General features: G+C 69.1%; 11 protein-coding genes. 7 read left to right on the forward strand and 4 right to left on the reverse strand.

All coding sequences use genetic code 11. The annotated features are described in order from the left end of the window. Positions 1-408: 408 nt before the first annotated feature. On the forward strand, positions 409-1,980 hold the full coding sequence (locus E1298_RS16580; RefSeq protein WP_131894147.1) for a hypothetical protein: 1,572 nt from the start codon (positions 409-411) through the stop codon (positions 1,978-1,980). 10 nt (positions 1,981-1,990) lie between these two features. Next, a complete protein-coding gene (locus tag E1298_RS16585; protein ID WP_131894149.1) occupies positions 1,991-2,293 on the forward strand; it encodes a hypothetical protein in 303 nt (100 codons plus the stop codon). Positions 2,294-3,121: 828 nt separating this feature from the next. Here E1298_RS16585 and E1298_RS16590 read toward each other — a convergent pair. Beyond that, complete coding sequence (locus E1298_RS16590) at positions 3,122-3,979, reverse strand: hypothetical protein (RefSeq protein WP_131894151.1); 858 nt, start codon at positions 3,977-3,979, stop codon at positions 3,122-3,124. Between the two features lie 72 nt (positions 3,980-4,051). Between E1298_RS16590 and E1298_RS16595 the strand changes: the two genes are divergently transcribed. Then, positions 4,052-4,282 (forward strand): hypothetical protein, encoded by a 231-nt coding sequence (locus E1298_RS16595; protein ID WP_131894153.1) that lies wholly within the window; start codon positions 4,052-4,054, stop codon positions 4,280-4,282. Here E1298_RS16595 and E1298_RS16600 read toward each other — a convergent pair. Further along, positions 4,277-4,789, reverse strand: coding sequence for a hypothetical protein (locus E1298_RS16600; RefSeq protein WP_131894155.1), 513 nt, complete (start codon positions 4,787-4,789; stop codon positions 4,277-4,279). The genes E1298_RS16595 and E1298_RS16600 overlap by 6 nt on opposite strands. Before the next feature lie 491 nt (positions 4,790-5,280). On the opposite strand from E1298_RS16600, the gene E1298_RS16605 reads away from it, so the two are divergent. The 3 genes from E1298_RS16605 to E1298_RS16615 all read left to right on the forward strand — a co-directional run bounded on the left by E1298_RS16605 (position 5,281) and on the right by E1298_RS16615 (position 7,669). Beyond that, positions 5,281-5,970, forward strand: coding sequence for an IclR family transcriptional regulator (locus tag E1298_RS16605; RefSeq protein ID WP_207944668.1), 690 nt, complete (start codon positions 5,281-5,283; stop codon positions 5,968-5,970). A 128-nt stretch (positions 5,971-6,098) separates the two neighbouring features. Beyond that, positions 6,099-6,833, forward strand: coding sequence for an alpha/beta fold hydrolase (locus E1298_RS16610; protein ID WP_131894159.1), 735 nt, complete (start codon positions 6,099-6,101; stop codon positions 6,831-6,833). Beyond that, on the forward strand, positions 6,830-7,669 hold the full coding sequence (locus E1298_RS16615) for an LLM class flavin-dependent oxidoreductase (protein WP_131894161.1): 840 nt from the start codon (positions 6,830-6,832) through the stop codon (positions 7,667-7,669). The genes E1298_RS16610 and E1298_RS16615 overlap by 4 nt, the downstream gene beginning before the upstream one ends. A 31-nt stretch (positions 7,670-7,700) precedes the next feature. Here E1298_RS16615 and E1298_RS16620 read toward each other — a convergent pair whose 3' ends face one another. Continuing rightward, on the reverse strand, positions 7,701-9,689 hold the full coding sequence (locus E1298_RS16620; protein ID WP_131894163.1) for an AfsR/SARP family transcriptional regulator: 1,989 nt from the start codon (positions 9,687-9,689) through the stop codon (positions 7,701-7,703). A gap of 321 nt (positions 9,690-10,010) precedes the next feature. Continuing rightward, positions 10,011-12,884: an ATP-binding protein gene (locus E1298_RS16625; RefSeq protein ID WP_165975491.1), complete on the reverse strand. Its 2,874-nt coding sequence runs from the start codon at positions 12,882-12,884 to the stop codon at positions 10,011-10,013. Between the two features lie 666 nt (positions 12,885-13,550). Here E1298_RS16625 and E1298_RS16630 point away from each other — a divergent pair. Beyond that, on the forward strand, positions 13,551-14,387 hold the full coding sequence (locus E1298_RS16630) for a geranyl diphosphate 2-C-methyltransferase (RefSeq protein WP_131894167.1): 837 nt from the start codon (positions 13,551-13,553) through the stop codon (positions 14,385-14,387). Positions 14,388-14,489 lie beyond the last annotated feature (102 nt).

Here is a 14,489-nt window from a genome sequence, read left to right on the forward strand (position 1 = left end):
AGCTCGGCATCCTGGTGAGGAACCGCCTAAAACGTATGCAGTACCGACCCGAACTTTGTGCGGGATTCCTCGCCCGCACCGGCCTGGACCTCAAACTACCGTAACCCCAACAGTTGAAGTCCTCTAGCGGTCTTGGTAACTGAGAATCCCGTGCTGGACCAGGAGGTCGTGCAGGAACATCGCGGTCTGGGACGAGGGACGGCGTCAAGGGTCTCGTGGCTGAGCGGCAGCCGTCTGGGCGCGAGGCCAGTCAGGAGGGGGGCGTGCCGGTTGACGGACACTCGTGCTGTTCGGCGACAACGCGCACATGTTCGACACCTCAGGCTCGGGCCACGCCCCCAACGACTCCTGATCCGGCCGCTCCCATAGCGACCACACCACGAAGGTAAGCCCGTACCCAAGTGCAAGATGCGACCGGCAGTGCCGGCATCACGTCAACGATCACGACGAAGACCGAACGATTTCCGTGAACTCATTGCGGAGGACGCCTTCATCGACTGGTCTAGCGAGATGCAGCGCTGGACGAAGCTCAACGATCGACAACTGGATGTTCTGCGGCGCATCGATACCGGCACAGATCCGGTGACCCATCGGGATCACGACCTCGCGCACACTGTGTACGCGCTGCGACGACGGGGTCTGGTGACCACGCCGGTCGAGGACGGTGCCTGGCGGGCGGAGATCACCAAAGCGGGCCGCTACTACCTGGAACACGGACGGTTTTCGGAGACGGCCGAAACGCCGCGGCCACTCGTCAAGCAACCGATCGTCACCGCCGACGCACTCGTTCGGCAACTGCGCGAGGAAGGCACCGTCCGCGTGCTCCGGCCAGACGAACGCACCCGCGCCGCCTACCGGAAGGTCATACACGCGATCAAGCAAGGCGGTCTGTTGCCGGAGGGATTCGAGTTGCTCCACACCGGGCGGTCGAGCGGCGACCTGATCGTCCGACTCTCGGACGGGAGCCCCGAAGCCCAGACCGAATGGAACCGGATCCGGCTGGGCGCCCGCGACCTGGTCACCGACCCCGCCGGTCTGGCGGCGATGCTGGAGACCCATCCCGAGATCCTGCAAGTCTCCGAACGCGAATGGCCACGGGCGCTGCAGATCGTCGGCTCCCTGGCCGGCGAGGCCGAACAGCACGGCCTTCAACTCGCTCTGTCACGGAAACGCAAGCCGCGTGGTCTCTTCCTTCAACTGGACGGCGGCCATCGTTTCGACGTGGCGCTCAGCGAAGAACACGAGGAAACGGAGCTGGTACCCGACGTACCGCACAAGCAGCGACGCCGCCCGTATTCCTGGCAGCGGGTCGAAGCCGAGATCATATCGAAGCCGACCGGCCGACTACGGCTCGCCCTGACCGTTCATCATGGCAAGGACGAGACATGGACGGACAATAGCAAATCACGCCTCGAAGCCCGATTGCCGGACATCGTCAAGAAGGCAGAGGAGGCCGCAAAGGACGCAGAGCACCGCCGGCGGCAGGCAGAACGAGAATACGCAGAATTCCTCGTAGAACTGGACAGGGAGGAGGCGGAGACCGAAGCCCGCTGGCGTGCCGCGATGGCCCGGGCAACGCAACGAGCAACCGAAGAACATCGACTCCGAGTACTCACGACGCTCCGGGAAGGCTGGAATTCGGCCCGGGAGATCCGCGAACTGTGCGATGCGTTGGATGCCGCGAACACAGGGCACACGAATGTCGCGGAGACGGCCCAGATTCGATCCTGGCTCGACTGGGCGCGTGCGCTCGCCGATCGGCTCGACCCGGTCAAGAACCTCCCTCGCCTGGCCGGCGCGCAGTTCGAGTTCGAGCCGCAACCCGACGATCTACGCCCCTACCTCGGGGACTGGAGCCCAGAGGGCCCGCACCAAGAGTATCGACGCCCTAACCCAGGCACACAGCAGTCCGTCAGCGACCTTTACCGGGAGGGGTGGAGATACGGACGCCCAGGTCGCGCGCAATGGTGGCGGCGATAGCGTGATGGCCATGTCGCCGAAGCGCGGCGACAGCGGCTTCCACCACCGCACCCAGCCGTTCGACCTCGGCTCGCAGCGCCTCCAGTTCGTCGTAGCGGTCGGTCGCATCCTTCCCGCACCATTCGTGCAGAGTCGAGCGATGGCCTCCCAGCGTTCGAGCTTCCGCGAGGTACGGAGCCTGCCGTACGTCGTGTTCTCGTGCTCGTCGCGAACCTCCGCCAGCCTGTGGAGCACGGGTGCCAGCACATCTTCGGGTCGCCGGAGCGCGATCCGTGACGCGATCCGCATGGTCATGGGCCAAGCCGCGATGTAGGTGCCGTCCCTGTCCCTGAAGCCGTCCCTGCCATCGCCCAGCTCCGCATCGTCCCACCCCAGCCATTCCGCTGCCTTGGCCGGCTCGGCTACTTCGAGAACACCCGCCCCCGGTTTGGTCGCCCGAAAACGGAACAAGCCGGTCGCCTTGACCGCGCTGAACACGTGCTTCGCGGCCTCAATGGCCACGGTTCCATGAGCAGATCCTCGCAGGATCGAACCTGCCCGAACCGAAGGAGAGGCTTGACCTTGTCTTCCTTCGGCATTCCCGCACGTGACGGCGCTGTTGAGCCCGCACGCGGGCGTCCGAATCCGGGGGTGGGCTCACATCGATCCGACCGGTTAGCTGCAGACTATGCGCCAACCGGAATGCGGTAGGGCGCGCCGAGCGGTGAATGGGTGGGCCATATGCTGTCGATACGTGTCGCCCCAGGGATTTCAACCATTCCTATATGCCGACGAGCAGGCGACACGCATCCCTGCACGCCGTTGGTGGTGATTGGGTGTGGGGTTACTGGGTCGGCCGGCTCGCCGTCCTGAATCCCCATGCGTGCCTCCGTAGCGCTACCGGCACGCGCCGACGGTGAATGATCCGGTGATGTCAGGCGGCCATCGGTCGGGATGGGGCGTTCTCCTTTGTGTAGGATCCCCCAGGGGCACCCCGAAACGTCGGTGATCCGCGTGGAAAGGGCGGTCCGGGCCGGATGTCCCCAAGGTGGGCCGAGCCTCCCGTCGCGTTCTGCATCGCCTGAGCATGCCTGGCCGAAGTGATGAGCCTTCTGCGGGACGGGTAGCCCGATTCAGGACGCCGCGCACGCGGTCGTTCCGGTTAGGCGCCGCAGACGACGTCGACGTGGACGTGGGATCCGTCGTTGGAGATGTTCTTGCTGTAGACGCTCCAACCGCGGCCGTCACCAGTGGGGAAGGAGTCGGTCAGTACAGCCTCGCCGCGGGATGCGTTAAGGCCGCCACCGCCCAGAGCCACCATGCCATCGGGGCAGGTGGCGCTGGCAGAGCCGAATCCGCCCGCAGGGAGGTTGACGTCGGGTCCCTGGACCCGCTGGTATCTGCTGAGCCCGCCTCCGCACATGGTGAAGAGCCGCCAGTTCTGCGTGATCAGCGATGTGTTGACGACATCGACCCCCCAGAAGTAGGACCCACCGCTGGTTGGGGGATTGAACGAGCTGCCGATCCGCAGGCCGCCATTGGGGTTGCTGTTGCTCTCGCCGCCGCCGAGGGCGAGCTTGCCCTGCGGGCAAGTGCCGGCGAATCCGATGCTGCTGTTCCCGCCCACGTTGAAGTCGTTGGTGACGATCTGGTGGCCGCTGATACCGCTGCCGCAGACGGCATAGCCGCGAACGCTTGCCGTGCCCGACGAGGTGTTGGCGGCGAAGGAGGTCCAGCGGGTGGGACTTTCGGGGTAGGAGACGGTGAGCACGACCCCGCCCGAGATCGTGTTCTCTTCGCCGCCGCTGAGGACCTGCATTCCGGCCGGGCAGTCGGCGGCGACGCGTACGAAACCACCCGCGTCGGCTATGACCCAGTTACCGACGACAACCTGGTAGCCGATATTGCCGATCTTGGTTCGTGGTTTCGCGGGCGAGGTCTGTGTCTGTTTGGGCTTGGCAGAGGGGTACGGTGTCGGCCCGGCAAGTGCGGGTCCACCGAGCGCGCCAACGGTGGCCATAGCCGTTAGCGCGCCTATGCCTAGACGACGGGTGAGGGAGCGAGTAGTGGACACCATAGTGATTTCCCCCTGATGAACGATCTGCGGCCCGCCCTGTCCTGGGCGACGGTCTCCAGCATCCGCGGAGCGCCGGTTCCGGAGAAGCTTCGGTCCGTTGAACGGACCTGTGGTTTGCGCATCGCTCATGATGAACGGGGCGGCGGCATTGATGGTGACCGCAACATGCCGGAGGTCGCGAGCGGAGTCTTTACTCGTGCCACGTCCAAGGCGCGCCACAGCGGGTTGGCTGGCGCTGTCTTATGACGCGGGGGTCGCACTCGGTGCTGCCAACCTCGTGATGACCTTGCGTGCGACGGCCGTGCGGCGCTCCGGGCCACCGCCGCTGGTGATGGTGATCTTGGTCGTCCCGTCCAGCACCCACAGCGCCGTGCCGCCGGTGTAGGCGGCGTCTCCGATGCCGGCGACCGCCTCATAGTGCTCGGCCTGGGAGGTGAAGTCCTCCACCGTGCCGGGAGCGACGCTGATCTTCAGGTCATCGTCGTACGAGCAGCTCTTCTCCGTTCCCGCGTTCTCCGCCCGGACGAGGTCGATCTTCGTCTCCATCACCTCGGCGGCCTCTTCCTTGGTCAGCAGCGCGCAGGCGTCGGCGGGCAGAGATCCAACGGGCCCGCCCGGCGCGGACGGAGCCGTTGCCTGCGGGGCCGGCGATCCGGTCGGCGAGGAGGAGTCGTCGTCGGCCATGTCGCAGCCGGTCAGCGCCAGCGCGAGCGCCGAGGCGGCCAAGGCCACCTTTCGATGAGTGGACGTCACGAGTTTTCTCCTTGGCATTGTCAATTGCGCCGGCGGTCGGAAGCGGTACGCCATGGGAGTAGGTCGTCAAAGCGCTCGCCGGTGTCGTCACGGCGATAGCGGCGCTGTCCCTTCCATCTCGTCCCCCGACGGCCTCCCAGGCGTATCACCACGGTGAGCGACCGTCCTCACATCGCGATCACACCGCCTTCACAGCGGGCGTTCGACATTCAGCGCGCACGTTTCACGGCGCTCTCACGTGCAGGTAGGTGGGCCGGACGTGTGTAATCCCCGTGAGAATGGCGTGAAACCCGGCGGCCTCAGTCTGTTGTTGCGTTGGACGTGTGACTTGGGGGTTCGCGTTGAATGGTGAAGCAGCGGCGAGCACGGGGCCCGGGACGCGAGAGCGTGCGCGTGCGGGGGCTGCGCACGGTTTGGGTCGACGGCCGGGGCACGGCACCCTCGCACCTCGTCCCGGAAGCGGACGAGGTGTTCTGGAAGGAGCGTTCGCGGTGCTTGAGGCACTGGAGAACCTTGAGGTCGCCGGACTCAGCAGGCTGGCCGCGGTCAGCGGACTGCCGAAGACCACCGCGCATCGGCTGCTGGAACAGCTGATCGACCTGGGTGCGGCCGAGCGCGCGAATGTCCGCGGCCATTACCGGTTGGGTCCTCGGCTCCTCCAGCTCGGCCGCGCATGGCAGCCCGTACCCGGTCTGGCGGCCGCCGCTGACGGACCGATGCGTGCGCTGGCAGCCGCCACCGGCGCCACCGTAGGCGTCTGCGTGCTCAGGACCGGCAGGACGCTCGTGGTGGCCGGTGCCGTTGGGGAGGTGGATTCCCTGGCGCCACTGCTGCCGGGCGCGACCTGGCCATGGTCCACGGCAGCAGGCAAGCTGCTGGTGGCCGCGGCGCGACCCGGCCTTCCGCTGGGGCCTATGCCGGGGGGATGGAAGCAGACGGCGGCGTCGATCCGGTCGGACGGGCTGGCGGTCGATCGCGAGGAACTGGTCGCCGGTGTGTTCTGTGTCGCGGCCCCGGTGCGAGCCCGCGGCGGTGCTGTCGTCGCCGCCCTGTGCGTGCTGACCGGCACCGCGGATCGGCTTCACCGGCTCGCCCAGCCGGCCGTACGAGCCAGCCGGATCATTTCGGGCAACCTTGGCAAACCGCATGGAGGATCTGTCACGTCGAGGAGAGGCTCGTGAAGGGCGGCTCCGCGCTGCCGCGATCAGCGGCAGTCGGCCGCCGGTGAGGAGGGAGGGCCGTGGTCAGGTTCGTCGCATCTCCGGACGGAACCGTCGTCGGTTTCGAAAGCTCCGGTCAGGGACCCGCGATGGTACTGGTTCATGGTGGTACGGCGGATCGCGGTCGATGGGCACCGGTTCTGGCCGGGCTCGCGGAGCGGTACGGGGTGCACGCCGTCGATCGTCGAGGGCGGGGGCTGAGCACCGCCGAAGTCGGCCCGTACAACATCAGGCGCGAAGGCGAGGACATCGCCGCGGTCACGGAGGCGGTCGGCCGCGACGTCTATGTCGTCGCACACTCCTACGGAGCCCTCTGCGCGCTTGAATCGGCGCTGCTGACGGATGCGATCGGCCGGATGGTCCTCTACGAACCACCGCTGCCTACCGGCGACCGGCACGTCGTCGCGCCGGACGTGCTCGACCGGCTCCGCACCGCAACCGCGGCCGGACATCCCGAGGAGGTGCTCAAGACGTTCTTCCGCGAGGTGATCCGCCTGGGCCCGGACGAAATCGAGGCCATGCGGACCACCCCGATCTGGGGGGCGCGGCTGGCCGCCGCGCCGACCATCGTCAGGGAACTGGAGGCTGTCGGGTGCTTCGAGGTCTCCGACCGGCTGGCGCGGATCGAGATACCCGTCCGGCTGCTGCTCGGCACCCGGAGCCCGGCCTACTTCGCCCCGGCGGCCGAGGCGATCGCCGCTAGGCTCCCCCAGGCGGACGTCCTGCCGCTGCACGGCCAGGACCATATGGGCATCGACCGGGATCCGGAGCAGTTCATCACCGCCGTACTGAACTTCGCATCGAGCGCTGGGAGACAAGGATGAAGTTCGGATTGAAGGTGAATCCAGGCACCTGGACGGAGGCTCGCCGCTGGGCGGACATCGCCCAGGACGCCGGGTTCGACAGCCTGTGGACCGGAGACAACCTGCGCAACGCGCGTGATCCGAGGGTGCCCGTGCACGACGGCCCGGCCATCATCGCCGGGTGGGCGGCGACCACCGCCCGGATCCGGATCGGCCTGCTGATCGCGAATATGATCTACCGGCGGCCGACCGTTCTCGCCAAGCAGGCGGTGACGATGGACCACATCTCCGACGGCCGCTTCGAGCTCGGCGTCGGCTCGGGCCTGTGGCCGGCCGACCACGCGATGGCGGGCGTACCGGTCTGGAGCGCACAGGAGCGGGCCGACCGGTTCGCCGAGTTCGTCGCCACGGTCGACCGGCTCCGGTCAGGCGACGCGCAGGACCACGCCGGCGGGCACTACCCGTACGAAGGTGCGGCGCTGAGCCCGGCACCGATCCAACGCCGGATCCCGCTCATCGTCGCCGCCAACGGACCCCGGGCATTGGCGGTGGCCGCCGACCACGCCGACAGTTGGGTCACCTTCACCGGCACAGCCGAGGAACAGGACTTCCACGAGGCGACGCTCACCCGTATCCGCACGCTCGACCAGCGCACCGCGGACCGCGGCCGCCCGCCGGTACGGAAGGTGCTGCTGGCATACGGCTCGATCTCCCCGTGGTCCTCCGCCGACGCCTTCTCCCGGCTGGTGGACCGCTACAGGGCCATCGGCTTCGACGAGATCATCTGCTACGCACCCAAGCCGGCGGAACGAGCGGTCTTCGACAAGGTCGCCCGCCGCCTGACCGATCTGCAATGAGGGCGCTGTCCTCCCGACGCAACGGCCACGCTCACGCATGCTCCAGCGCGTCGAGCGTGTCCGGCCATCCCTGGAACACCGCGACCGTCTGATCAGCCGAGTCGAGGTCGCCGGTCCCGCCCAGAGCCCGTATCCGCGCGCGGCGCCAGGACGACTGCCCGGCGCGCACCGCCGGCATCTCCCCGGTGGCGGCCAGCTCCGCCCGCGCATAAGCACGTACGGTCTCCAGCAGGCGGAACCGGCGAACCCCGCCGGCGGCCTCCACGGTGACCAGGGACCGGTCGACCAGCTCGGCGAGGGCAGGCGCCAGGTCACCGAGCTCAATGTCCGGACCAACGGCCACGTGTTCGGCCGCCTCCAGCCCGAAGTCTCCGGCGAAGACGCTCACCCTTCGCAGCACCGCGCGCTCCCGCGCGCCCAGTAGATCGTGACTGCGGTCCAAGGCCGCCTGGAGGCTGGTGTGCCGGCCGCCCGAGTCCCTCGTCCCACCCACGAGCAGCCGCAGCCGATCACCCAGCCGTGCGGCCACCTGCGCCACGCTCATGGTCCTGGTGAGCCCGCCGGCGAGCTCGATGCCCAGCGGTAGCCGGTCGACCGCCGCGCAGATCGCGTCAAGGTCCTCCCGCGCCGCGGGCAGCGCGTCGCGGGCGCACCGCCGCTCCAGCAGCCGCACCGCCGCGTCCCGATCAAGCGGGCCCACCCGCCGCGCGTGCTCGGCCCGCAGCCGCAGCGGCCGCTGCGAGGTGACGAGCACCGACGCCTCCGGCGCCTGCCGGTCGAGCCGCGCGCAAAGATCGGCCACCTGCGCCACCACATGCTCGGCGTTGTCCAGGACCAGCAAGGTCCCTTCCAGCGCCGCCGCGCACGCCGGCAGCAGGTCGGCTCGTGCCCCTTCGATCCCGGCCGCCGCCGCGACCGCCGCCACCACCGCGCCGTCGCCGCGCAGCGGCGCCAGCTCGACCACGACCACCTTCCGCTCCGCGACCGCCATACCGCGTGCGGCCTCCATCGCCAGCCTGGACTTCCCGCTGCCGGGCTCCCCGACCAACGTCACCAGGCCCGGCCGCGCGAGCCGGCGCGACAGCTCCGCCACATCCTCCTCACGACCGATGAAGTCGCCCGCCGGCTTTGGAGGCTCGAAGAGCCGGGCGGGCGGGTTGGCGGACGGGTCTGGCGGCCCGGACGGGGAACGGATCGTGACGGGGGACGTGGCGGCAGGGGCCTGCAACGCCGAGTCCTGCCTGAGCAGGGCGATCTCCATTGCCGCGGTCTCCGGGGCGGCGTCGACGCCCAGCTCGTCGACCAAGGTGCGGCGGAGCTTGGCGAGCCCGTCCAGGGCCTCGGCCTGTTTGCCGGTGCGATAGAGCGCGAGGGCCAGCAGACAGCACAGTCGTTCGTGCAGGGGGTTCTCGGTGACCAGCTGGGCGAGTTCGTCGGTGACCTCCGCGGCCGCGCCGAGCGCCAGATCGGCCTCCAGGCGCTCTACCAGCAGGTCGAGTCGCCAGGCGTCCAGACGTTCCGCCTCGTTGGCCGCGTACGGGATCGTGCGCAGGTCCGCCAGCGCCGGCCCGCGCCAGCGCTCCAGGGCGTCTCTCGCCGCGGCGCGGACGGCGGCGGGGTCCGCGGCTCGCTTGGCCACGTGCAGGCGGTTCGCCGCGGCCTTGGCCGCGACCAGATCGGTCGGCTCCGCGGCGAGCGCGTACCCCGCCGCGACCCGGCGCACCACTGGGGCGGTCTTACCCAGGGTTCCCCGCATCCGCGACACGAGCACCCGCAGGCGATGGACGGGCCGCGCGAGCTCGGGCTCCGCCCACAGATCCGCGATGAGCCGCTCGTCGGACACGGGCCGGCCCCGCGCCAAGGCCAGGCGCGTCAGCAGCGCTCTTTCGAGGGGACGATCGAGCTGATGCGGTGCCTCCGCCGATCGGACCTCCACCGAGCCGAGCACCAGCACATCGAGGACCGGCGAGGGCTCGGAGGCGGCCGCGACGGCAGATGGCCTGATCTTGGATCCGGGCAACGCAACTCCAGCTGGGTCATGCGGCGTTGAGATCAGGCTTCTCCCCTGGTGCTCTCACGGGCTCGGGAAGGGCTGCAGCGTGGTGTGCGCGGGCAACGCCGGCTTCTGGGGCAGCGGCTGGGCGCGGGCACCGGCTCGGCGGGCACACGCTCACTGCTCGTGACGCTGTACGCATGACCGGAGTCTCGCGCTTGCCTCCTGCAATTCGCTTGCAGTGAACTTGACGAGCCAAGTGAGCTTGACGAGCCATTCGTAAAGGCCGGGAGCTGGGCGTTACCTTAGGCGGGCTGGAGTTTATCTTTTAGCGACGCTAACAGGTGATCAGACCTTTATGAGATCCACCATGTCGGTCCAGCTCATCCGTGTGCCGTCGGCCTCGGCGGAGGCGCGTTCCCTTTCGGTGAGCAGAGTGTCGAGCTGGGGCGCGTTGAAACGGCTGAGCAGGTCGGGGCGGACGCCGAGTCGCCTGGCATGGTGCTGGACGGCAGCGCGCAGCCGGATGGCGTCGTGCGGACGGTCGGCGAGCGCCAGAGCCGAGGCCGCGGTATCCAGGACGGCGATCATGTAGGTCATGTCCTCTTCGTGCTGGAACCGCATGTGGGCGCGGCGGAGGGCGTCCAGTGCCGCCGCCGTTCGGCCCTGGGCCTCCGCGGATGCCTGGTGGCGCAGGAGGTAGGACTGTGCGAGAGCGAGCTCCGACCAGCCGGCCGGCCAGGAGAGCCCGGCGGCCAGGGCCTGGGCCGCCGCCTGGAGGAGCCCCGCTTCACCGGCCTCGGGCTGTCCGCGCCGGATGAGCGTGGCGGCGTTGATCATTCGTCCGCTGACGGTGAGCCAGTCGTCGCCGAGGTCGGTGCCAATGGCGATGGCCGTGCTCGCCGCGTCGTGGGAGGCGTCGATGTCTCCGATACCGAGCCACCACATGGCCGCGTAGATGTGGAGCATGCCGTACAGAAGGCGTTGTTCGGGCTCGGCACGGTCGCCGAGCGCAGGCAGGATCTCCTCGTGGCACCGGCGCTCGGCCTCGACGGAGTCCTCGATGAGGAAGCCGATCGACATGCCGGCCAGGTGGGCCCGGGCGCGATCGGTGTCCGAAGCGTCGGTCGCCGCCCGCAGCGCGGCGTCGAGGAGGCGCTTGCCCTCCGCGACGTGGCCGCGCCGGATCCAGAACCAGTCGAGCAGGCCGACCATGCGGAGCGCCATCTCGGGACGGTGCCGCAGGTCGTGCGCGATGCCGGCGCGAAGGTTGGGGAGCTCCCGCAGGATCGTCCGAATGGCCGGCCCGGCTTCCACGCCGTACAGCTGAACGGCGCACCGATCGACCAGGTCGCGGACCCAGTGGGCGTGCGCCTCCTGGGTGGCCGCGGGCTCCGGATCGCAGGCTTGGCAGTACGCGCGTATGGTCTCCAGTAGCCGATAGCGGGTCGGCGTGACCGTGGTGTCGGCGCTGACCACTGAGCGGCTCACCAGCGACGCCAGCGATTCGAATGTTGTCGCCTGACGCGTGCCGTCCGGGCGTACGGCCGTGGCCGCCTCCAGTGAGAAGCCGCCTTCGAAGGGCCACAGCCTCAGCAGCAGGGCCCGATCGGCCGCGGGGAGCGGCTCGACGCTCCAGGCGATGGCCGCATCGAGTGTCGCGTGATGGGTCAGGGAGCCTCGTGGCACCGATCCGAGCAGGGCGAACCGATCGCCGAGGTGCTGGGCGATCTCGCCGAGCCCGAGAAGTTGTGTACGGGCCGCCGCGAGCTCCAGGGCCAGCGGTATGCCGTCCAACGCGGTGCAGACCCGCCTGGCATGCTCGCGCTCGGCGGCGGAGGGCGTCCAGCCGGGCCGTACGGTGGCGATCCGGTCGAACAGGAGGCTGAGCGCCGCTCCGTCCGAGCCGTCCGCCGCCGCCACGGGCAGCGGTTCGACGGCCAGCGTGATCTCGCCGTCGACGCGCAACGGCTCCCGGCTGGTCGTCAGGACGCGCAGCCGCGGACAGGCGGTGATCAGTTCGATGGCGAGCGCGGCGACCGCATCGACGAGGTGTTCGCAGTTGTCGAGGATGAGCAGGCCAGGCCGATGGGCGAGGACACCGATCAGCGCCAGTCGCGGATCGTGGACCACCTGGGCCAGGCCGATGGCGTCGGCGATCGCCTGGGCGACGACTTCGGGCTCGCGGACGTCGGCGAGCCGGACCAGCCAGGGCCCGTCGCCGTCAGGGCGCGCCGCGGCGTACTCCACCGCCAGCCGGGTCTTGCCGACCCCGGCCGGGCCGATCAGCGTGACCAGCCGCTGTTCGGCCAGGATGCGGGTCAGCTGGCCCAGTTCGGCGTCGCGGCCGCGAAACGAGGACAGCGGGCGGCCGAGACCCGACCGGGCGAAGGGCGTCGGGAGGTTCCGCGGCGAGGCGTCGGCCGACGTCATCGGGAGGTTGCGCGGCGAGGCGTCGGCCGATGTCGTCGGGAACATCAGCTGCGGATCCTGGGCGAGGACGAGCCGCTCCAACCGCTGAAGCTCCGGGCCAGGGTCGACGCCCAACTCGTCGGCGAGCAGCGCGCGTACCTTCCGCAGGACCGCCAGCGCGTCGGCCTGGCGGCCGCATCGGTAGAGCCCCAGCACCAGCAGGGCCCACCGCCGCTCCCGGTACGGTGCGGCCCGGGTGGCCTCTTCCAACTCGGCCACGGCCTTCGGGGCGTCCCCCGCCGCGAGCCTGGCCGCGAGTTGTTCTTCGACGGCGGTTTCGCGAAGCTCCGTCAGATGCCCGCGGGCCGCCACGACCTCCGCGGTGTCAAGGAGGTCGGCGTAGGCGTCACCTTGCCAATGCGCGAGCGCGGTGGTGAGGGCGTCCAGCGCTTCGGAGGCGGCGTTGTCGGCCAGGAACCGGCGGCCGAGATCGAGGTCGCGACCGAACTGTACGGTGTCGACCGATTCTGGTGGCACAACGAACCGGTAGCCCGAGCCGCTGCGTTCGAGAAGGCCGCGGTGTGCACCCAGCTGACGGCGCAGCCGGGACACGTACACCTGCAAAGAGGACACTGCACGCGCCGGGGCTTCGTCACCCCAGACCGCCTCGACCAGGCCGTCATCGGTCACCGGCCGCCCGTCGGCCAGGACCAGCCTCGCCAGGAGCCGGCGCGATTGCGGACCGCCCAGGTCGACGGCCATCCCGTCACTGGTGACCCGGGTGGGTCCCAGGACTCTGACGACCAACACGGGCTCAGTATACGAACCACCTGTAGGGTGACCGGCTTGTTTCATTCCAGGGCCGGTAGCGGGCTGTAGTGCGGTGCCTCGATCGGTCCCAGGTGCTTCGGCGCCGAATCTGAGAGCGGCGGCCAGACCGAGGTTCGGTCCCGCGCCAATGATTGCCAATGTGGGCATGCCCGTCCTTGGAGGCAGCGGGTCGCGCCGGTCGTCGATTCCGCGGCGTGTATCGGGTCCCCGGGCTGCAATTGTGGTGGCTGCGTATCGAGTACTCGCGGCCGGGGCGTGGTCGTCCGCCAATCCATGAAAGCGAGGCTGCGGCTTGGACGGTGGAGAGGCACTCCATCGGCTATGTAGCAAATGTCCCAGTCTGGGCCTATTGCACGGCGCGGTGGGGGGTATCTTGGGCGTGACATTTCACATAACCACGCGTTCAGTTTCTGTGGTGATCGGCCCCCTTCCGACGCCGGGGCCTGACGGTTAGTGTCCGCCTCGTGACTTCACGCGATCGTGGTGCGGCCGCTCTCGGGCGGCGGACGTCGTCCCGCGAGTGGCTCCCCGCTGTCGTGGCCGGCGGCTCGGTACCCGGAGCGGCCCCCCCGACGCCGGACGGCCGGCTGGGCCGGCATCGCCACGTCCGGTAGCTGAAGACCCCCCGTCAGAAAGGGATCATCCATGACCATCGCCAGTGATTACCAGAACGACGTCGCCAATTACTGGAACGCCGAGCGCAATCCGGTCAACCTGCGGCTGGGCGACGTGACGGGGATCTACCACCACCACTACGGGATCGGCGAGGTCGACTGGTCCGTTCTCGACGCGGCGGACGACGTCGGCCGCGAAGAGGCGATCATCACCGAGCTGCACCGGCTGGAGAACGCCCAGGCCCGTCTGCTGCTCGGCCATCTCGGCAACATCCGGCCCGAGCACCGGCTGCTGGACGCCGGGTCCGGACGGGGCGGCTCCAGCATCATGGCCAACGCCGCCTTCGGCTGCCGGGTCGACGGTGTCTCGATCTCCCAGGCCCAGGTGGACTTCGCCAACGACCAGGCGGCCAAGCGGAATGTGTCCGACAAGGTCCGCTTTCACCTCAAGAATATGCTCGACACCGGCTTCGAGGATGGCGCCTTCCAGGCGATCTGGAATAACGAGTCGACGATGTACGTCGTCCTTGAGGACCTTTTCGCAGAGCACTCCCGTCTGCTCGCGCGGGGCGGCAGATACGTCACCATCACCGGCTGCTACAACGACGTGTACGGGCTGCCGTCCAAAGCGGTCTCCGTCATCAACGCCCATTACGTGTGCGACATTCACCCGCGCAGCGGCTACTTCCGCGCCATGGCGGCCAACCGGCTCGTACCCGTCAGCGTCATCGACCTGACCGCCGAGACCATTCCGTACTGGGAGCTGCGCCAGAAGGCCGCGGTCGCCACGGGCATCGAGGACACGTTCCTGCAGGCATACCGCGATGGCAGCTTCCAATACCTGCTCATCGCCGCCGACCGGGTTTGACCCGCGCCGCCGCAGTGCCCGAGGCCACCGCTCGTTGCGCCGCAGACGACGGGCGCGCCCCCCGGTAGCCGCTGCCCTAGGCCAGACCTCGACCAGAGACAG

Source organism: Actinomadura rubrisoli, assembly GCF_004349215.1.
Lineage (GTDB): Bacteria > Actinomycetota > Actinomycetes > Streptosporangiales > Streptosporangiaceae > Spirillospora > Spirillospora rubrisoli.